A 19848-nucleotide genomic window follows, 5' to 3' on the forward strand; every position below is an offset into this window, starting at 1 on the left:
CGATGATGCGTGGAGGCAAGGTCGCCGTCGTGGGTGGGAGCATCGCCGGATGCGCCGCCGCACTCGCCGCGTACCGCGGTGGCGCCGATGAGATCACGGTGTACGAGCGGGCCGCGGGACATCTGGCGGACCGCGGAGTCGGGCTCGCGGTGCACAACTCCCGTTACGCGGAGCTGGATTCCGCCGGGTATCTGGACGCGGACATGCCGTGGGTGCAGCTGGAGCGGCGCCGCTGGTACGTGCGGGACGGGTCGGCGGCCGGGCCGCTGGGGCACGAGGTCGGGGCGATGCCGTTCCCTTTCCGTACCTACAACTGGGGTCCCCTGTGGCGTGAGTTGCGCGGCCGTGTACCCGAGTCCGTGGTCTTCCGGACGGGCGTGACGGTGGGGGACGTACGCCCGGGTGCCGAGGGCGTGGAGGGCGCCGATGTGGTCACCGCCGAGGGCGCCGAGCGGGTCGACCTGGTGATCGGTGCCGACGGCTACCGCTCCGTGGTCCGCGAGACGGCGTTCCCCACCGTGCGTCCCGCGTACGCGGGTTACCTCGCCTGGCGCGGCGCCTTCCCGGTCGACCGCCTTGCCGACCCGGAGCTGTGGGCGAAGGAGGACTGCGCCTACGTCGTCTTCCCCGGCGGCCACGTCATCGTGTACCGCATCCCCGACGGAGTCGGCGGGCACCGCGTCAACTGGGTCCTGTACACGGCACCGCCGCCGGACCTCGATCTGGGGCTCGGCCTCGACCTGCGGCTCACCGCGCCCACCAGCCTGCCGCCCGGCGGACTCACGGAGGCCCTCTCCTCTCATCTCACGTACGTGTGCGACGAGTTGCTGCCGCCCTACTGGGGCGACCTCGTCCGTGCGACCACTCCCGACGAGCTCTTCCTCCAGCCGATGTACGACTACACGGCGCCCCGCTACACCTCGGGCCGTGTACTCCTGATGGGCGACGCGGCCACCGTCGCCCGGCCGCACACCGGGGCGGGCGCGGTCAAGGCACTGCAGGACGCGACGGTCCTGGAGTCCGCCTTCGCCACGGCCACGACCTGGCCGGACGCGCTCGACACGTACGACACGGACCGCACCGTCGCCGGGGCCGCCATGGTCGACCTCGGGCGCCGCCTGGGCCACGCGCTCGTCGAGGAGACGCCGCCGTGGCGGTCGATGGACCAGACGGCGCTGGAGACGTGGTGGAAGCAGGCCGACGGGGGCGGGGCGTTCGGGGGCCGTGAGCTGAAGCGGTGATCCGCGGTCGCGGGCCGAGGCGGTGAAGGACGATACCCACCTGCCGGTTTGGGTATGCACCGCCAAGATCAATAAGATCCGGCGATGATCACAAGACAACGGCTGGCGGCCGGGGCCCTCGCCCTGCTCGCCGCCCTGAGCGCCGGGCTCGGCACCGCCGGCCCCGCCGCGGCCGACGGCGAAGAACCGGCACAGCCCTCCCCCAAGGTCGAGCTGCTCCTCGACGTCAGCGGTTCGATGCGGGCCCGCGACATCGACGGCAAGTCCCGGATGGCCGCGGCGAAGCAGGCGTTCAACGAGGTGCTCGACGCCACGCCGGACGAAGTCCAGCTGGGCATACGGACGTTGGGCGCCAACTACCACGGCGACGACCGCAAGACGGGCTGCAAGGACACCGAGCTCCTCTACCCGGTCGCCGAGCTCGACCAGGCGGGGCGCACCGACGCGAAGACCGCGGTGGCCACGCTGGCGCCCACCGGCTGGACGCCGATCGGCCCCTCCCTCCTGAAGGCCGCCGACGACCTCAAGGACGAGGACAAGGAGCGCAGCCGCCGCATCGTCCTCATCTCCGACGGCGAGGACACCTGCCAGCCGCTCGACCCCTGCGAGGTGGCCCGCAAGATCGCCGCCGAGGGCATCCACCTCACGGTCGACACGCTCGGCCTGGTGCCGGACGCCAAGACCCGCGACCAGCTGAGCTGCATCGCGGAGGCCACCGGCGGTACGTACACGTCGGTGCGGCACACCGATGAACTCTCGGGCCGCGTCAAGCAGTTGGTGGACCGCGCCGCTGACCCCGTGGCCACTCCGGTGGCGGCCGAGGGCGCCGCCCAGTGCTCCGAGGCCCCGCAGCTCAAGGCGGGCGTCTACACCGACCGGGAGAAGTTCGGCGAGCACCGCTGGTACCGCGTCGACGTCAAGCCCGGCCAGGAGCTGCGCGCTTCCGTCAGCGTCGGCGCCGACCGCGCGGTGAACCAGGACTACGGCGTGCTGCTGCGCGCCTCGACGACGCACGGACGCGAGATCGTGCGCGGCTCCGAGGCGGGCGACGGACGCACGGACGTGATCTCGACCGGTCTGCGCTATCCGAAGCCGGAGTCGGACGACGAGGCCGATGACGGCGATGACGGCGATGACGGCGGTGAGCCCGCCGCCGAGACCGTGTGTCTCCAGGTCAGCAACTCCTTCTCGGCGCCCTCCTCGGTCAAGACGACCCCGGGTCTGCCCGTGGAGCTGGCCGTCGACCTGGTGGACGCGCCCGACGAGGCGTCGGACGTGGCGTCCTTCGGCCTGGGCAACGGCTGGTGGCTGCTCGGCGTACTGATCCTCACCGGCTTCGTCGCCGGTCTGGTCTGGGGCTGGGTCTCACGCTGGCGCTTCGCGGTCTGGAGGACCAACTGATGCGTACGACACGTGTGCTGAGCCGGGCCGGCCTGCTGGCCGGCGCCGCGCTGCTCGCCCTCTCAGGGGCCGCGGGAGCGGCATTCGCCGACGACTCCGACGACGCGGACGACAAGTCCGCCGCGCCGACCGAGGCCGGTACGTCCTTCCGTACGGCGACGGCGATCCGTCCCGACCAGGAGGCGACGGCGGAGGCCTCCACCGGCGACTACCTGTACTGGTCGTTCCCCGCGGACATCGGACAGCGCCCCACCGTGCACGCCACGGTGAAGCTGCCGAAGGACGCCGCCCGGCACGGCGACTCCACCTGGCAGGTCGATGTCTACGACGGACTGCGGCGCCGCCAGGCGTGCCGGTTCGGGGCGCAGACGAAGACGGCCGCGCAGGACGCCGCCACGGTCGAGCTGTCCTGCACGCTGCGCACCGTGCGCGCCTTGGCCGAGCCGTGGGCCAACGACCCGCTGCCCGGCACGTACTACGCGCGCCTGACGGTCACCGGCCTCAAGGCGGACGACCTGGGTCTTCCGATGCGGGCAGCGACGAAGGTCACGTCGAGCGACGCGGGCGGTGCGCAGGCGGTGGACGGCGCGCTCGCGGAGCCCTTGGTGCCGGGCATCGGCACGAAGACGGCGGCGGAGGCCGGTGAGCCGGAGGACGGCTGGGCCTCGGGCTGGTGGTCGTCCCGCTGGCTGTGGACCGCGGGCGGCGGCATTCTCGGCGCCCTCGCGGGCATCGGGGGCTACTGCCTGACGCGCGGCTCGGGCCGCCCGGCGCGCGTACCTGCGGGGATCTAGTCTCGGTGGTGGCCGGACCAGGCTTCTCGCCGGTCCGGCCACCACCGACAGACTCGACAGACAGGAAGTTCCGCACCATGGGTGACCTGCTCCTCGTCCGGCACGGCGAGACCGAGTGGTCGATGAACGGCCGGCACACCAGCTGGACGGACATCCCGCTCACCGAGAACGGCAAGGAGCAGGCGCGCGGGCTCGCATCGCTGGTGGGGCGGTTCCGGATCGGGGCGGCGTTCACGAGCCCCCGGACGCGCGCCAGGGAAACGGCGGAGCTGGCCGGGTTCCCGGACGCCCGGGTGGATCCCGACCTGGGTGAGTGGGACTACGGGGCGTACGAGGGGGTCACGACGGTGGAGATCCATCGCACCCGCCCCGACTGGTATCTGTTCACGGACGGTGTGGCCCCGGGGCCCGCCGAACACCCCGGTGAGACCCCGGAGCAGGTCGGTGAGCGGGCCGACCGGATGCTGGCCAAGGTCGACGCCGCGCTCGCCAACTACGAGAGCAGCGTGGTCCTCTTCGCGCACTCCCACTTCCTGCGGGTGCTGACGGCCCGGCGCCTCGGACTGCCGGTGTCCGGTGGGTCGTTGTTCCAGCTGGCCACGGGAACGGTCTGCCGCCTCAGCACGGAGCACGGCCGCCCGGTGGTGGCGAGCTGGAACATTCGGCCATGAAAACAGGCAGACTCTGTCTCATATAGCACTCTCTCCACCATGAAGGATCGCGAATGATCACGCTCAAGAAGGAAGACGGACCGGCGGATCTGGGCGGCGTGACCCGTCTGTCCATAGGGGTGTCCTGGGACCCGACCGTCGGCAGCAGCGGCGGTCTGCTGGGCAAGCTCCGTCAGAAGGCCGGCACGGACCTCGACCTGATCGCCATCGCGATGGCGGGGGCGGACCCGGTGCGCCTCGCGGGCCTCGACTCCCTTGACCCGCTGGGCAACGGATCGCTGGTGCACAGCGGCGACAACCAGACGGGCAAGGGCGACGGCGACGACGAGACGGTCACCGTCGAGTTCGAGCGCGTCCCGGACAACATCACGTCCATCGTGTTCGTCGCCGCCGCGTACAAGAAGCGCAGCGCCTTCCAGAACGCGCGCAACATCAGCTTCAAGGTGTACGACGCCACGGGCGGCAGCACCCAGCAGGTCGCCGACATCTGGCCGAGCCTGCTCACGAACGACAACGGCTGCGCCGTGGCCAAGGCGATCCGCGAGGGTTCGTCCTGGAAGCTCCAGGTCATCAACGAGACCGGCAAGATCAAGCAGGGCGACGAGCAGGCCCTGATGCGCTTCGCGATGAGCAAGTAGCGCACGTAGCGGGAGTCCGGGCCGGCCGCACCACCGCGGCCGGCCCGGTTGCGGGCCCGGCCCGGTCGCGGACCCAGCCCGGTTGCGAACACGGCCCGGTTCGACACGCACCCCCAAGATCATCAAGACTTGCGGTCATGCGATACGGCGTGAACCTCCTCAACTTCGGCTCCGGCACCACCCCCGACTCCCTCGTCCGGCAGGCGACCGACGCCCGTGAACTGGGCTTCGGCTTTGCGATGATCTCCGACCACATAACGGTCACCCCCGACGTGCACGCGGTCTATCCGGCCCCGTTCTACGACCAGTTCGTGCTCGCCGCGCATCTCGCGGGCCGCGTACCGGGGCTGCGGCTCGGCACGACGATCACCGTGATCCCCTACCGCCACCCGCTCCAGACCGCCCGCCTGGCCGCCAACATCGACCAGCTGAACGAAGCGGGCTTCATCCTCGGCGCCGGTGTCGGCTGGTCCCGCGCCGAGTACGAGGCGCTGGGTGTCCCGTTCGAGGAGCGCGGCGCCATCACCGACGAGTACCTCACCGCGATCCGCGCCGCGTGGTCCGAGGAGACGACCTCCTTCCAGGGCCGGTACGTCGCCTACGAGGACATCCGCAACGCCCCCGCCCCCGCGACGCCCCTGCCCGTCTGGGTCGGCGGCAACTCCCCGGCCGCCCAGCGCCGCGCCGCCCGGCTCGGCGAGGGCTGGCACCCGTTCATGCCGACGCTCGAAGCCGTGCGTACGGCGCTGCCCCGGATCGCGGCGGAGGCCGAGGCCGCCGGGCGCCCCGCCCCGGACCTCGTGCCCCGCCTGCAGCTCAAGCTCACCCCGCAGCCGGACACGGCGGACCGCCCCCTCGGGCACGGCAGCGTCGACCAGCTCCGCGCCGACCTGGAGGCCCTCGCCGGGCTCGGCGCCACGGACGTGCTGCTCGACACCTACCCCGGTACGCCCGGCGAGCGCGGCAGCGCCGACGACGACCGGCGCACGCTGGAGCTCGTCGCCGAGAAGGTGGTCGACCCCGCCACGGGAACCGTTCGCTGAGCCGGCAGCCTGCGGACAGGTGACGTCCGGCGGCCGTTGTCAGTGGGGCGAGGCACTATCGGAACCAGACAGATGGACCTGGGGAAGAGGTGGGCGCATGACGAAGCCTCCGACGGCCGCTCAGCGGCGCGTCATCGAGGCCGCCGACCCGGCGACGGGACGGCTGACCGGGAGCGAGGCACAGCTCGCGGGACTCGTGCGCCACCGCCTCGCCTTCCGGCACCCCCGTCCGCCGCACGCCTATTTCCTGACGCCCACGGGCCATCGCATACGGGAGGGCGCACAGGCCCCTCCCGCCGCCGAAGCTCCCGGCCCTCCCCCGGCGGCTCCCGTGGCGTCCGGTCTCTTCGCCGCCCGCACCGGCGCCGAGCCCGAGCCATCGCCGGGCACCGCCGTCCGCCCTGAGGCTCGCGCACGTGACGTACGCAGCGCCTGGGAGGGCCTCCTGGAGATGCGCCGCATGACCAATCCGGACGGTGCGCGGGGCCGTCCCTGTGCCTGGGAGCGGACGCATCTGGTGCAGGCCGCGGCGCTGGCCCTGGAGGCGGCGGGCTGCCCGCCGGGTCCCGACGGCTATCGGGTGGGCGAGACACCGCAGCCCGAGGCCGTCGCCGTACGCGATGCGGCAGCCGAGGGACTGCGGGCGTGCGCGACCGCGCTGGAAACCGCGGGCTGGCAGGTCAGCGAACACGCGGAGCGGCCTCATGGCACGCGCTATCTCCTCGCCTCGCCCCGCAGGAACTAGGCGATCTTGGAGCCGTTGATGGGAACCGTCGAAAGGAATGCCGTGTCCGAGCAGTTTTCCGTGAGCATCAGCGTCCGTGGGTACGAGACGGACTCGCAGGGCCATCTGAACCAAGCCGTCTACCTCCAGTACGCCGAGCACGCCCGCTGGTCGGTGCTGCGCGCGGCGGGCATCGAGCAGGCCGATCTGCTCGCCAAGGGGGTGGGTCCGGTCGCCCTGGAGAACACCATCCGCTACTTCAGCGAGCTGCGCGCGGGCGACGAGGTGGAGGTGACCTGCACCTTCGTGTGGGGCGAGCGCAAGACGTTCCGCATCGAGCAGTCGATCCGCAAGACGGACGGCACCCAGGCCGCGGAGGTGCACTCCGTCGGTGGCCTCCTGGACCTGGCCGAACGCCAGATGGTGACCGATCCGCGCGAGTACTTCAGGGCGCTGGCGGACGACCCGACGGTGATCGGCCTCTGACCGGCGCCCCCGGGAACCCGGAAATCCGGGAACTAGATGGGCGGGTGATCGTTCTTTCAAGTACCAGCAGAGCCCGATCACTTACCGGAGGCCCCCGTGTCGGACCGCGACCCCCAAGCCGAAGCAGCCGCGGAGATACGCGCGCGCATCGACACCAGCACGCCGCACTCCGCGCGCTTCTGGAACTACTTCGTGGGCGGCAAGGACAACTACGAGAAGGACCGTGAACTGGGCGACCACATCAAGGGGATCCACCCCGGCCTGGTCGACGTGGCGCGTCTGAGCCGGCAGTTCCTCGGCCGCGCGGTCCGGCATCTGGCGACGGAGCAGGGCATCCGCCAGTTCCTCGACATCGGCACGGGCCTGCCGACCGCCGACAACACGCACGAGGTCGCCCAGCGCGTGGCCCCGGACTCCCGGATCGTGTACGTGGACAACGACCCGCTCGTCCTCGCCCACGCCCGCGCGCTGCTCACCAGCACGCCCGAGGGCGAGACCTCGTACATCGACGCCGACCTCTACTCCCCCGAAGCCATCCTGGAGTCGGCGAGCGCGACCCTCGACCTCTCCCGGCCGGTCGCCCTGATGATCCTCAACACCCTTGGCCACGTGGGTGATTACAAGGAGGCGCGCGAGTTGGTGTCCCGGCTCATGGCGGGTCTGCCGTCCGGCAGCTATCTGGTGATCAGCGACAGCACCGCCACCAGCGAGGGCATGATCGCGGCGTCGGACGCGTACAACAAGAGCGGCGCGATTCCCTACCACGTACGGAGCGTGGAGGAGATCGGCGGCTTCTTCGACGGCCTCGAACTGGTGGATCCCGGTGTCTCCCAGGTCACCCGGTGGCGCCCCGACTCCGAGGACGCCACACCGGTCGACGCGTACGGAGCGGTGGCCCGCAAGCCGTAGCCACCTCGGCATCTCGCCACCCGCAGGGCGCCCGCGAGCGGCGGGGGCTACGCGTCCGCCAGCCCCCGCTTCTCGTCGTAGTCCGCGCGCGACTCCGCGATCGTCACCCGGTGCCGCTCCGCCCACCCCGTCAGGGTCAGCAGCGTGCCGTGCAACTCCTCGGCGACCGGCGTCAGTTCATACTCGACCTTCGGCGGGACCGTCGGATACACCCTGCGCGTGAGCAGGCCGTCGCGCTCCAGGTTCCGCAGGGTCAGGGTCAGCATGCGGCGGCTGATGCCCTCGATGCTGCGCTCCAGCTCCGTGAAGCGGATGGGGCCGTGGGCCGCCGCGACCAGGATCGGGATGCTCCATTTTCCCACCACCCTGTCAAGAACTTCCCGCAGCGGACACGCCTGCGCGTTCACCACCTGCGCCGTAACACCGGTGTTCCCTTGGGACATCAAAGTTCCTCCTTCACCCGGCCTCCATGGTCACGCACGATGAACCCCGTTACAAGTCGTGCACCTATGCAGTTCATGGAGGTTTTCATCGTGTCCGAGGCCAAGGAACGTCCCACCGCACCACGCTCCCGCCGGGCTTCGCTCGCCGTGCTGTCCTCGGGTCTTCTGATGACGATCATCGACGGCAACATCGTCACCGTCGCGATGCCCGCCATCCAGAGCGACCTCGGCTTCTCGGCGCCGGGTCTCGCCTGGGTCGTGAACGCCTACCTCATCGCCTTCGGCGGACTGCTCCTCCTCGCGGGCCGGCTCGGTGATCTCATCGGCCGCAAGCGGATGTTCGTCTCGGGCCTCGCCGTGTTCACCGCGGCATCGGTGCTGTGCGGAGTCGCCACCGACCAGGGCCTGCTCATCGCGGCACGCGCCGTGCAGGGCGTCGGCGGGGCGATGACCTCGGCGGTCGTGCTCGGCATGCTGGTGGCGCTCTTCCCCGAGCCGCGCGAACAGGCCAGGGCCATCGCGGTGTTCAGCGCGGTCGGCGCGGCGGGCGGCGCGCTCGGCACGTTCCTGGGCGGTGCGCTCACCGAACTCCTCACCTGGCACTGGATCTTCCTGATCAATCTGCCGATCGGGGCCGTCGCGTTCGTCGCGGCGGTACGCGTCCTGGCGAACGACCGCGGCACAGGTCTGGCCGGGGGCGCCGACTACCCGGGCGCGGCGCTCGTCACCGGCGCGCTGATGCTCACCGTCTACACCATCGTCGGCTCCGCGGAGCACGGGACGCCCGCCACGCTCGCGCTCGCCGCACTCTCCCTCGCTCTGTACGCCGCCTTCGCCGTGCGCCAGACCCGAACGGCCCGCCCGCTGCTGCGCCTGCGCGTCTTCCGCTCCCGCATCCTGACCGGCGCCAACGCCGTGCAGATCCTGATGATCGCCGGGATGTTCGGCTTCCAGTACATCGGTGCGCTCTACTTTCAACGGGTGCTCGGATACGGCGAGTTGCAGACCGGCTTCGCGTTCCTGCCCGCACCCGTGGTCATCGGTGTCCTGATGGTGGGCCTGTCCGCCAGGTTGATCGGCCGCTTCGGCCCATACCGTTCGCTGCTCGCGGGGCTCGCCCTCATCACGGCCGGTCTCGCCCTGCTCGGCCGCCTGCCCGCCGACGGTTCGTACGTCGTCGACGTGCTCCCCGCGATGCTGCTGCTCGGTGCCGGGTTCGCGGCGGCGATGCCCGCGGTGACGGGGCTCGCGATGTCCGGGGCACGCGAGGAGGACGCGGGCGTGGCATCCGGACTCTTCAACACCACGCAGGTGGTGGGCGGTTCACTGGGCCTCGCGGTGCTGACCACGCTGGCGGCCGGCCGCACGGAAACCCTTCTCGCGGACGGCGGGCAGACCGTGGCGGCCACGGCCGACGGCTACCGCCTCGCCTTCTGGGTGGCCACGGGCATCGCGACCGCGGGCCTCGCCCTGGCGGCCGTACTGCTCCGCCCGGAGCGCGGGACGACCGCCTCCTCCGATACGCACACCCCCGCCACCGCCGCGGTCGAGCAGGAGCAGGAACACCGCGAGCACGTGGCGGCGTGAAGTGCCTGTTAGACCGATCCGGGTACGCCTCTTGCCTCACGGATGGCCGGGCCATTACGGTCCGGCCAGCCGTGAATCTACGCGCGTCGTGCACCAATCGAGAGGCCCCTGACCATGCGTAAGACCGTTCTGTCCGCAATGACCGCACTGGGCGCGGGAATTGCCCTCGCGCTCAGCACCGGCCTGTCAGCGGCGCAGCCGGAGTCAGGACGGTGGCATCAGATCGGGGACGACATGAAGTCCGGCATCAGCGGGCTCGCCGTCACCTCTCGTTCGGGTGACGACCTTCGCGCCCTCGTCGTACGCGACAACAAGCGGCCCGGCGAGAACCGCATCGCCGAGGTGACCCACCGCGCCGGCCGGCCCGCCGAGGTCGCGGCGATCACCTGGCAGGACGGCATCGAGCCGGTCGACCTGGAGGCGGTCGACGCGGTGCCGGGGACGTCCGACGAGTACGTGGCCGTGGCCAGTCGTGGGCTCGCCTACCACGTCAAGCTGACCGACGCCGGGGAGAGCGCGGAGGTCCTGGACATCACACCGCTGCCGTCGATCGGCTCGGGCGACAACTTCGAGAGTTTCACGCTGACCTCACGGCACGGGAAGACAGCGGCGGTGTGGGCGGACCGGGGCGAGGGCGCGGACCGCCCCGCGACGCTCTACGCGGCGCGGTTCTCGGTCAACTCCTACGGTGAGTCGAAGTTCGGCGCGGTGCACAAGGCGACCCTCCGCGCGCCGTACCCGACGGGGAACGTGCGCCACGCCTCCGACATCGAGGTGACCAAGTCGGGCCGCATCCTCGTCAGTTCGGCGTCCGACGCCGGTGACGACGGACCGTTCGACTCCGCCGTCAGCGACGCGGGCAAGCTGACCGTCACCTCCGCCGGGAAGGTCCGGCTGTCCGTCGACAGGTCGCCCGAACTCCTCGGCACGTTCAAGGGCTACAAGATCGAGGCCCTGCACTGTGTCCCCGGCTCCGACCTCGCGGCCCTCGGCACGGACGACGAGAACGCGGGCGGCTCCCTCACCACGCGCCACCTCTGCGACTGACACCCGCACGATCGGCCGTCAGCGCCCTGGAGCGGTGACGTCGGCCCACACCGTCTTGCCGACGTCCCGCCCGACCACGCCCCACACGTCGGCCAACGCCGCCACGATGACGAGGCCCCGGCCCGAAGCAGCCTCGGGCACGGGTAGTTCGGTCACCCCGGACGGCCTGCGCTCGCTCAGGGTGTCCGACACCTCGATACGCAGCGTGTGCGCGTGGAGCGCCAGGCGGAGCTCGAAGTCACGGCCGGGTACGCGGCCGTGGGTCACGGCGTTCGCCGCGAGCTCGGCGACGATCGCCTCGACGGCGTCGGACAGCTCACTGTCGTACGGGATGCCCCAGCCGTCCAGGTGATACCTGGTCAGCCTGCGTGCGAGGCGAGCGCCTCGGGGCGTGGAACTCAGGCGCTGGGTGAGTTCCCGCAGGGGCGTGGCGGGTTGGGCTTGGGTCGGCATGGCAACCACCGTGGCCGTACCGGTGGCCGTGCACCAGCAACCAAACTCGTACGCTCCGTCAGCGTACGAGCACAAAGGGTGGACAGACGGGGTAACGGACCGTGACCATGGGGCTGTTGGCGGGGATCAGCACACGAGCGTCGGGGGTTACCCGTGATGTCGTCAAGCAGCAAAGAGCCTGTGCCGTCGGACGGCATGAAGACCTTCGGCGCGGTACTCAAGAGCTTCCGCAAACGCGCCGGGGCGACCCAGGAGGGGTTGGCCGATGAGGTCGGGTGCTCCTCGCACTTCCTGGCCTCGATCGAGCAGGGCAGGCGCTTTCCACCACCCGGCTTCATCGATCAGTGCGAGGCCGCACTCGACGCGTTCGGCACCCTGCGGCTCGCCGCGAACCAGCTGTCGCGCAAGCCGGGTCTCGCGTCCTGGTTCCGCCAGTGGGCCCTCCTTGAGCAGGAGGCGCTGGCCCTCAACACGTACGAATGCCGACTGATTCCGGGCCTGTTGCAGACGGCGGCCTACGCCCGCACGCTCTTCGTCAATCAGCTTCCGCCGCTGGGCGACGAGCAGATCGAGGCGCAGTTGGCGGCTCGGATGGAACGGCAACAGCTGCTGACGGACCGGCCGAACACGGCGTACAGCTTCATCCTTGAGGAACATCTGTTCCTGCGCCGCATGGGCGGGCATGACGTCACCATGGAACTCATCGACCACGTCCTCGGCCTCGCCGAGCGTCGGAACATTGAACTTCAGGTCATGCCGGTGGTGAGAGAGAGCCATGCGGGCATGGACGGGCCCATGCGGTTGCTGGAGACTCCAGAGAACAAGTGGTTCGCCTACGCCGAGGGGCAACGGAGCGGTCTGTTCATCTCCGACCCAAAGGAGATCAGTGTGCTCCACAAGCGGTATGCCAGGATGCGCGCACAGGCTCTCTCGTTCGAAGACTCGGTGAGCCTGTTGGAGCGGATGCGAGGAGCAGCATGAGCACCCCCGAACTGGCCTGGTTCAAAAGCAGCTACAGCAGTGGCGGCTCCGGCGACTGTGTAGAGATCGCCCTCACCTGGCACAAGTCCAGCTATAGCGGCGGTGACGGCGACGACTGCGTAGAAATCGCCCCCTGCCCCACCACCATCCATGTACGCGACTCCAAGAACCCCGCAGGCCCCCAACTCGCCCTGGCGCCGCAGGCTTGGGCGGCGTTCACGGAGTACGCCGCCCAAGCCTGACCGCCGTCAGTACTGGGGCTGGGACGAGGGCTGCGCCTCCACCAGTTCCCGCGCCTCCTCGTCCGTGGCCACGGACGGCGGGGAGCCCTCCAGGGGCTGGCGGGCCGACTCCTTCATCGCGGCCACCGCGATGATGCCGACCAGGCCCGCCAGCATCGTGTAGAAGGCGGGCATCAGATCGTTGCCGGTGGCTCCGATCAGCGCCGCGACGACCAGCGGGGTCGTACCGCCGAAGAGCGAGACGGAGATGTTGAAGCCGATGGACAGCGAGCCGTAGCGGACGTCCGTCGGGAAGAGGGCCGGCAGCGACGAGGACATGACGCCCAGGTAGCAGACCAGGCAAAGGCCCAGGATGAGCAGGCCGGAGAAGACCGCGACGGTGCCGCCCTGCTTGATGAGGAGGAACGCCGGGAGGGCCAGGACGAAGAAGCCGACCGAGCCCGCCATCAGGACCGGCTTGCGGCCGATGCGGTCGGAGAGCCGGCCGAAGGAGTTGATGAGCGCCATCAGGATCAGCATGACGATCACGATGGACATCAAGCCGCCGGTCTCACCGAAGCCGAGATCCGTCAGGTACGTCGGCATGTAGGAAAGCAGCATGTAGTCGGTGATGTTGAACGCGGCCACCAGTGCGATGCAGAGCACCATCGCGCGCCACTGGCCGACGAACGAGTCCTTGAAGGACTTCTTCTGGCGCTCGGCTGCCGGGCCGCTCTCCGCCTCCGCCATCTTCTGGAAGGCGGGCGACTCGTCGAGCTTGAGGCGCAGGTAGAGGCCGATGAGGCCGAGCGGGGCCGCCACGAGGAACGGGATGCGCCAGCCCCAGGACTGCATGGAGTCATCACTGAGGCCCATGGTCAGGGCCGTGACCAGGACCGCCGCGACGGTGTAGCCGATCAGGGTGCCGAATTCCAGGAAGGAACCCCAGAATCCGCGGCGCTTGTCGGGCGCGTACTCGGCGATGAAGGTCGCGGCGCCGCCGTACTCACCGCCCGTGGAGAAGCCCTGCACCATGCGGCAGAGGACGAGCAGGATCGGCGCCCAGACGCCGATGGTGCCGTAGCTGGGGATCAGGCCGATGGCGAGGGTCGCCGTCGACATCATGATCATGGTGAGCGCGAGGATCTTCTTGCGGCCGACGCGGTCGCCGAGCGGGCCGAAGAACATGCCGCCGATGGGACGCACCAGGAAGGCCGCGGCGAAGGTCGCCAGGGAGGAGAGGGTCTGCGCGGTGTCGTTGCCCGAGGGGAAGAACTCCTTGCCGATGATCACGGCGAGGTAGGCGTAGACACCGAAGTCGTACCACTCCATGGCGTTGCCGAGCGCGGTCGCCTTGACCGCCCGCTTGACCTGGGCTTCCTCGGTGACCGTGATGTCGGACTGGCGCAGGCGCGGGTTCTTGCGGCGGTGGATCGCGCGGAAGAGGGTGCGGTGTCGTGCCACGGCCTCCGGAGCTGGCGGTGCAGGTATTTCGGGGGCTTCGGGCGCGCTCACGGTGCAGTCACTCTCTTGGTCGGCAATGGCTGTCATCGACCGCCTGACCTGGGTGGTCAAAGATCGACGGACGATTGCCTGCCCAGTTGGCGTCGATCCACACTGCCTATTTCGAAGAACGGAAGATGCCCGCCATTGGTCCTCGGGGCGGGGGCCCCAAGTCCTGACTCCTCAGGACTTGGGGCCCGAATCGCTCAGCGAGGGGCCCGCGGGCCGCTCAGCGCGCGTACAACTGCGCCGACGGCACGATCTGCTGCTCCTGGCCGGGGCTGGACCAGAGCAGTTTCATGTGGGCCTCGCCGGTCTGTTCCGCGTACTCGATCTTGATCGAGTGCCGCTTGCCCGCGGTGAGCGCGACCTGCGCCTTGTCGATCTTCGCCTCGTGCGGCGACCACGAGTCGATGACCAGCTTGCCGTCGACCCACACCCGCGCCATGTCGTCCGAGACGGTCGTCAGCGTGTACGTCTCCGAGCGGCGCGGCTCCAGCGTGCCGGTCCAGCGGACGCTGAACTTGTCGGAGGAGATGCTCGCCGCCGGTGAGCCCTCGTACTTCCAGGCGTGGTTGACGGTGGCGTCGGTGCGGGTGATCTTCGGGGTGCCGGTCAGGTCCGCGTTGTCGAAGATCTCCTGCTTCAGGCCCGTGCCCTTGCCGGGGCGGGCCGTGGGCCCCGGGTCGACCTTCAGCTCGATGACCGTGGCGGTGTCGTTGGTCGCCGCGCCGGACGGCTTCAGGTCGAAGCCGTCGCCGGACTTGGTGACCGTCACCCTCTGACTGCTGCCGAGCACCCGCGCCGACGTGACCCGGAAGTCCGTGCGCGCCTTCAGGTGCAGGGCGGCGCCGGACGCCGGCCACTGGGTGACCGCCGTGTACAGCTTGTCGCCCTTGCGGCTGACCGAACCCCAGGACGGCTCCTCGACGAGTCCGCCGAAGCGTGCGCCGAAGACCGCGTTGCCCTGGCCCGACGTGCGCAGCCAGTCGCCCATCTGCTTCAGGCGGTCGACGGAGGGCTGCGGGACACGGCCGCGGGCGTCGGGGCCGACGTTCAGGAGGTAGTTGCCGCTGCGGGACGTCGTGGAGAGGAGGTTCTTGACCAGGGTGGACGACGACTTCCAGTGGGTGTCGTAGCCCGCGAAGCCCCAGTGGTCGTTGAGGGTCATGCAGGATTCCCAGAGCTGGCCGTCGACCGGGGCACCGGGGATCTCCTGCTCGGGAGTGCCGTAGTCGCCGTCGACGACGCGGCGCTTGCCGACGCGGTTGTTGATGATCAGGTCCGGGTCGAGGTCACGGAGGTAGGCCTCCAGTTTCTCGCCGTCCCGTGACGTCCAGGGGTTGTGGGGCTTGTCGGTGTCCCACTCGCCGTCGAACCAGAGCAGGGCCGGGTCGTAGTTGTCGACCAGCTCCTTGAGCTGCGCGCGCATCCGCTTCTCGTACTTCGGGAAGGTGGCCGGGTCGGGGAAGTCCGGGTCGTGCCAGTCCCAGATCGAGTAGTAGAAGCCGAGCTTGATGCCCGCGTCGTCGGATGCCTTCTTCAGCTCGGCGAGGATGTCGCGGTTCTTGTCGAAGGACGAGTGGTCGCGCAGGTTCCAGTCGTTGACCTTCGTGGGCCACATCGCGTACCCCTCGTGGTGCTTCGAGGTGATGACGATGTAGCGCATTCCGGCGTCCTTGGCCGCCTTCACCACGGCCTTGGCGTCGAAGTCGGCCGGGTTGAACGTCGCGGCCTGCTTCTCGTACTCGGCCTTCGGGATGTCACACTGGCGCTGGATCCACTCGGCGTCGCGGCAGGCCGAACCGTCGGCTTTCTTGTACTCGCCCTCCAGGTTGGAATACGCGCCGAAGTGGATGAACATGCCGAAGCGGTCCTGCCGCCACCAGTTGGTGCGGTCGGCGGTGAAGGGGTCGTCGGTGGCGTGGTCGGTTCCCGGGCCGGTGGCCGGCGTGGCCTTCGAGGGCGTCTCTGCCGTTGCTGCCGTACTGGCCGGGGGTTCCGTCGGTGCCGCGACCGCCGCGGGGACGGCGGTCGCGGCGAGGGCCGACGCGAGGAGCAGGGCGATCCCGGCGACTCTTCGCCGAGTGCGGCTGAGCTGTGTGCGCATGGGGGCGGCTCCCTGAGGTTGAGGGGTCGCTCGGGAACCTAGGGTCGAATACATCGGATGTCAATGCGCTCAACTGAGCCCGATGGGCCGGATGTTGGCGTGATCATGCGCCATCGCTCCGATGACTGGTGATCACGTCACCGCCCGCACGAGGACGGGACAAAGTCCCGGCGGGGGGCTACGCTTCGGAGGGTGCTTCGAAATCCGAAGCAGCGGCGATCATGCGGTCATAGAGCTACACGGCCAGAAGGAGCGGAACAGATGGGCATAGACATACGTGACGTACTGGCACCGGGCACATCGGGCGCACTCGACCGGACCCGGCTGCTGCTCGCGCGGGACGTCGTCTTCCACAGCCCGGTGGCCGACTACGGCGGGCGGGACGACGTGGCGCACCTGTTCGCGAAGATCGGGCAGTGCCTGGCGGGGCTGGAACCCCTTCAGGAGTTCACCGAGCCCGGGGCGGGCGGGGACGACCGGCAGAGCGTGACGACTTTCACGGCCAGGATCGGCGAGGAGTCGGCGTACGGCGCGTTCGTCCAACACACGGACGTTGAGGGGAGGTTGTCGGAGGCGACGCTACTTCTCCGCCCCCTGGGCGCGCTGAAGGCGGCGGTCTCCCGGATGGGTGAAGCGCTCAGCGCCGACCCTCTGCCGAGTCGGCGCTGACCTCGGTGGCCCAGCGGTCGGCCCACGCGTCCAGGGGGCGCAGGGCCTGGTGGGCGTCGCGCCCGAGCGCGGTCAGGACGTAGGAACTGTCGGGCAGCTGCCGCACGAGCCGCGCTTCGAGCAGCTCGGTCAGCCGCTGCCGCAACACGCTGGACGACATGGCGTCACACCGCTCCTGCAACGCACGAAACCCCAACGGCTCGCCCCGCAACTCCCACACGATCCGCAGACTCCAACGCCGCCCGAACAGGTCCAGGGCAGCCATCAGAGGCCGCCCGGTGGTGGAGGCGCGGGTCGGCTTACCGGGCAGAGGAGCACTCATCCGGCGACGCTAGCACTGCCACGTGGGCCTTTGCCGCGAGAGCGGGGCGGGGACTGCAACCAGTGGGCGGGAGCGGCTGCCGACGGGCACGCGGTGGGGCGGGGCCGCCCCCGGACACACGACGGGATCGCTTCCGCCCCTGTAGGTCCCATGGCCTCTCTCCGTATCTTGACCATGGTCCGTCCGCGGTTCATCGTGGCGCCGTCTCGCACTGCCCGCCGCGTCCGCGCGGGCTTCGTCGACACGGGAGGGTATCCCTACGTCATGCCCCTGGCCCGCCGCACCTTCCTCACTGCCGTTGCCGGAACCACCGGCGCCGCCGTCGCCTGTTCCGGGTCCGTCGCCGACGGTGCTCCGACCCCGGCCTCCGGGGCAGCCGCAGTCAAAGCCGCCGCCCGGCGGCTGTTGCCCCGTCACTGGAAGCAGCTGACGTTCACGACCGCGGGTGCCGACGACACCTTTCGGATCTCCGGGCGGCGCGGGCACATCGTCGTCGCCGGACCGACTCCGGCTGTCCAACTCACCGGTTTGCGGCACTACTTGAAGCACTTCGCGCACGCCAACATCACCTGGGCGGGCTCTCAGCTCGACCTGCCCGACCTGCTTCCCGGCCTCGACAAAGCCGTGACCAGGACGGCCAACGCCCCGCACCGCTTCGTCCTCAACGACACGAACGACGGCTACACGGGGGCGTACCACGACTGGCCGTACTGGGAGCGCGAGATCGACGTGCTCGCCCTCCACGGCTACAACGAAGTCCTCGCGTACGTCGGCGCCGACGCGCTCTACCACCGCGTTTTCCAGGATTTCGGCTACTCCGACAAGGAGCTGCGCGAGTGGATCCCGGCCCCGGCCCACCAGCCGTGGTGGCTGCTGCAGAACATGTCCGCCTTTCCGTATCCCGTTTCGCGTCAACTCCTGGACAAGAGGGTCGCGTTGGGGCGACGCATCACCGACCGGCTGCGCGAGCTCGGCATGACCCCCGTCCTCCCCGGCTACTTCGGGACCGTCCCGCCCGGCTTCGAAGCGAAGAATCCCGGCGCGAGAACCGTGCCGCAGGGCGACTGGGTCGGCTTCGCGCGGCCCGACTGGCTCGACCCGCGCACCGAACACTTCGGCCGGGTGGCCGCCGCCTTTTACCGCCGGCAGGACGAGCTGTTCGGCAGCTCGACCATGTACAAGATGGATCTCCTCCATGAGGGTGGGAAGCCGGGTGGCGTGCCGGTCCCGGAGGCCGCGAAGGCCGTCGAGACGGCCCTCCAGGACGCGCACCCCGGCGCCACCTGGGTGATCCTCGGCTGGCAGAGCAACCCGCCCAAGGCCATCGTCGACGCCGTCGACAAGTCGAGGATGCTGGTGGTCGACGGCCTCTCCGACCGCTTCCCCAAGGTCACCGACCGCGAGTCCGACTGGAACGACACCCCGTACACCTTCGGCTCGATCTGGAACTTCGGCGGCCACACGACGCTCGGCGCCAACACCCCCGACTGGGCCGCGCTCTACGAAAAGTGGCGCACCAAGGAAGGCAGCATGCAACGCGGCATCTCCCTGATGCCGGAAGCCGCCGACAACAACCCCGCCGCCTTCGAGCTCTTCTCCGAACTGGCCTGGCAGAAGGGTGACTTGGACCTCACGCGGTGGTTCGCAGACTGGGCCTTGGCCCGCTACGGCGCCGCCGACCCGCACGCCTCCGCCGCCTGGGACATCCTGCGCCGCACCGCGTACGGCACGACCCGCGCCGACGAGTGGTCCGAGGGCGCGGACGGCCTCTTCGGCGCACGCCCCGACCTCGCGGCGAAGTCGGCCGCCGCCTGGTCACCGGAGGCGATGCGGTACGAACCCGCCGACTTCGAACCCGCCCTCAGGGAACTCACCGCAGTGCGCCCCGAGTTGAGGAAATCCTCCGCCTACCGTCGCGACCTCCTCGACGTGGCCCGCCAGGCGCTCTCCAACCGCAGCCGCACGCTCCTCCCCCGGATCAAGCAGGCGTACGACGACCGGGACACCCCCCGCTTCGACCGGCTGACCCGGACCTGGCTCGGCCACATGGACCTGCTCGACAAGCTGATGGCCACCGACTCCCGCCACCTGCTGGGGCGTTGGGTCGCCGACGCCCGCTCCTGGGGTGCCGACGCCGAGGAACGGGAGCACCTCGCGTACGACCAGCTCTCGCTCCTCACCGTGTGGGGCGCGCGGTCCGGGGCGGACGCGGGGCTGCGCGACTACGCCAACCGGGAGTGGGCCGGACTGGTCGGCGGGCTCTACCGGCTGCGCTGGGACACGTACTTCAAGGAGTTGCGGGCGGCACTCGGCGAAGGACGCGAGCCGAAGGCCGTCGACTGGTTCGCGCTCGAAGACGGATGGATTCGTGACCCGGGGCGCCTCGCCGCCCGACCGACCGGAGACACGTACAAAGTCGCTGTTCAGGTGCGCGAACGGCTGACCGGGACCCGCTAACCGGCGGGGCACGGCCTCCAAGATCACCAACTCGCCCTCCCTTGACGGGTATACGTCATCCTCGAACTCTGGTAGGAAACCTTCCTAACAGTACGCGGAAGAGCCCAAGCGTCATCGGATCGACGAACTCCCCCACCTTGGAGGTCCC

General features: G+C 70.0%; 20 protein-coding genes. 15 read left to right on the plus strand and 5 right to left on the minus strand.

Translation table 11 applies throughout. The features are described 5' to 3' along the window. Window positions 1–2 precede the first annotated feature (2 nt). From AB0E78_RS29890 to AB0E78_RS29930, 9 genes are all read left to right on the plus strand, one after another. On the plus strand, window positions 3–1241 hold the full coding sequence (locus AB0E78_RS29890) for an FAD-dependent monooxygenase (protein ID WP_361838800.1): 1239 nt from the start codon (window positions 3–5) through the stop codon (window positions 1239–1241). Window positions 1242–1325: 84 nt separating this feature from the next. Beyond that, window positions 1326–2642, plus strand: a complete 1317-nt coding sequence (locus AB0E78_RS29895; protein ID WP_361838803.1) for a VWA domain-containing protein — start codon at window positions 1326–1328, stop codon at window positions 2640–2642. After that, window positions 2642–3436, plus strand: coding sequence for a hypothetical protein (locus tag AB0E78_RS29900; RefSeq protein WP_361838806.1), 795 nt, complete (start codon window positions 2642–2644; stop codon window positions 3434–3436). The genes AB0E78_RS29895 and AB0E78_RS29900 overlap by 1 nt, the downstream gene beginning before the upstream one ends. A 77-nt stretch (window positions 3437–3513) precedes the next feature. Continuing rightward, entirely contained in the window at window positions 3514–4107 is a 594-nt protein-coding gene (locus AB0E78_RS29905) for a histidine phosphatase family protein (protein ID WP_361838809.1), read from the plus strand. Window positions 4108–4160: 53 nt separating this feature from the next. Further along, window positions 4161–4745 (plus strand): TerD family protein, encoded by a 585-nt coding sequence (locus tag AB0E78_RS29910; RefSeq protein ID WP_361838811.1) that lies wholly within the window; start codon window positions 4161–4163, stop codon window positions 4743–4745. 137 nt (window positions 4746–4882) lie between these two features. Beyond that, window positions 4883–5788 carry a TIGR03619 family F420-dependent LLM class oxidoreductase gene (locus tag AB0E78_RS29915; RefSeq protein WP_361838814.1) on the plus strand — a complete coding sequence of 302 codons (906 nt, stop codon included), beginning with the start codon at window positions 4883–4885 and terminating at the stop codon, window positions 5786–5788. Between the two features lie 97 nt (window positions 5789–5885). After that, window positions 5886–6533, plus strand: coding sequence for a hypothetical protein (locus tag AB0E78_RS29920; protein ID WP_361838817.1), 648 nt, complete (start codon window positions 5886–5888; stop codon window positions 6531–6533). Window positions 6534–6575: 42 nt separating this feature from the next. After that, window positions 6576–6998, plus strand: coding sequence for an acyl-CoA thioesterase (locus AB0E78_RS29925; protein WP_361838819.1), 423 nt, complete (start codon window positions 6576–6578; stop codon window positions 6996–6998). 96 nt (window positions 6999–7094) lie between these two features. Further along, entirely contained in the window at window positions 7095–7907 is an 813-nt protein-coding gene (locus tag AB0E78_RS29930) for an SAM-dependent methyltransferase (RefSeq protein ID WP_361838822.1), read from the plus strand. 47 nt (window positions 7908–7954) lie between these two features. Here AB0E78_RS29930 and AB0E78_RS29935 read toward each other — a convergent pair whose 3' ends face one another. After that, complete coding sequence (locus AB0E78_RS29935; RefSeq protein ID WP_361838825.1) at window positions 7955–8350, minus strand: helix-turn-helix domain-containing protein; 396 nt, start codon at window positions 8348–8350, stop codon at window positions 7955–7957. Between the two features lie 75 nt (window positions 8351–8425). On the opposite strand from AB0E78_RS29935, the gene AB0E78_RS29940 reads away from it, so the two are divergent. Further along, window positions 8426–9937: an MFS transporter gene (locus AB0E78_RS29940; RefSeq protein WP_361838828.1), complete on the plus strand. Its 1512-nt coding sequence runs from the start codon at window positions 8426–8428 to the stop codon at window positions 9935–9937. Window positions 9938–10051: 114 nt separating this feature from the next. Beyond that, window positions 10052–10984: a hypothetical protein gene (locus AB0E78_RS29945; RefSeq protein ID WP_361838831.1), complete on the plus strand. Its 933-nt coding sequence runs from the start codon at window positions 10052–10054 to the stop codon at window positions 10982–10984. A gap of 18 nt (window positions 10985–11002) precedes the next feature. On the opposite strand, the gene AB0E78_RS29950 is transcribed toward AB0E78_RS29945, so the two are convergent. Beyond that, a complete protein-coding gene (locus AB0E78_RS29950; RefSeq protein ID WP_361838834.1) occupies window positions 11003–11437 on the minus strand; it encodes an ATP-binding protein in 435 nt (144 codons plus the stop codon). A gap of 156 nt (window positions 11438–11593) precedes the next feature. Between AB0E78_RS29950 and AB0E78_RS29955 the strand changes: the two genes are divergently transcribed. Together AB0E78_RS29955 and AB0E78_RS29960 are read left to right on the plus strand one after the other, a co-directional pair. Continuing rightward, a complete protein-coding gene (locus AB0E78_RS29955) occupies window positions 11594–12418 on the plus strand; it encodes a helix-turn-helix transcriptional regulator (RefSeq protein WP_361838836.1) in 825 nt (274 codons plus the stop codon). Next, a complete protein-coding gene (locus AB0E78_RS29960) occupies window positions 12415–12660 on the plus strand; it encodes a DUF397 domain-containing protein (protein WP_361838839.1) in 246 nt (81 codons plus the stop codon). Before AB0E78_RS29955 ends, AB0E78_RS29960 begins: the two co-directional genes overlap by 4 nt. A 6-nt stretch (window positions 12661–12666) precedes the next feature. On the opposite strand, the gene proP is transcribed toward AB0E78_RS29960, so the two are convergent. Further along, window positions 12667–14190: a glycine betaine/L-proline transporter ProP gene (proP, locus tag AB0E78_RS29965; protein WP_361838842.1), complete on the minus strand. Its 1524-nt coding sequence runs from the start codon at window positions 14188–14190 to the stop codon at window positions 12667–12669. A gap of 181 nt (window positions 14191–14371) precedes the next feature. Beyond that, window positions 14372–16252 carry an alpha-L-fucosidase gene (locus AB0E78_RS29970; RefSeq protein WP_361838844.1) on the minus strand — a complete coding sequence of 627 codons (1881 nt, stop codon included), beginning with the start codon at window positions 16250–16252 and terminating at the stop codon, window positions 14372–14374. Between the two features lie 261 nt (window positions 16253–16513). Here AB0E78_RS29970 and AB0E78_RS29975 point away from each other — a divergent pair, with 261 nt between their 5' ends. Continuing rightward, the gene (locus AB0E78_RS29975; protein WP_361838846.1) at window positions 16514–16921 is read left to right on the plus strand and encodes a hypothetical protein; all 408 of its coding nucleotides are present in this window, start codon (window positions 16514–16516) and stop codon (window positions 16919–16921) included. Here AB0E78_RS29975 and AB0E78_RS29980 read toward each other — a convergent pair. Beyond that, on the minus strand, window positions 16890–17243 hold the full coding sequence (locus AB0E78_RS29980) for a helix-turn-helix domain-containing protein (protein ID WP_361838848.1): 354 nt from the start codon (window positions 17241–17243) through the stop codon (window positions 16890–16892). The genes AB0E78_RS29975 and AB0E78_RS29980 overlap by 32 nt on opposite strands. Before the next feature lie 264 nt (window positions 17244–17507). On the opposite strand from AB0E78_RS29980, the gene AB0E78_RS29985 reads away from it, so the two are divergent. Then, window positions 17508–19700, plus strand: coding sequence for an alpha-N-acetylglucosaminidase (locus AB0E78_RS29985; protein WP_361838851.1), 2193 nt, complete (start codon window positions 17508–17510; stop codon window positions 19698–19700). Window positions 19701–19848: the final 148 nt, after the last annotated feature.

The sequence above is a fragment of the Streptomyces sp. NPDC032198 genome (assembly GCF_040636975.1).
Lineage (GTDB): Bacteria > Actinomycetota > Actinomycetes > Streptomycetales > Streptomycetaceae > Streptomyces.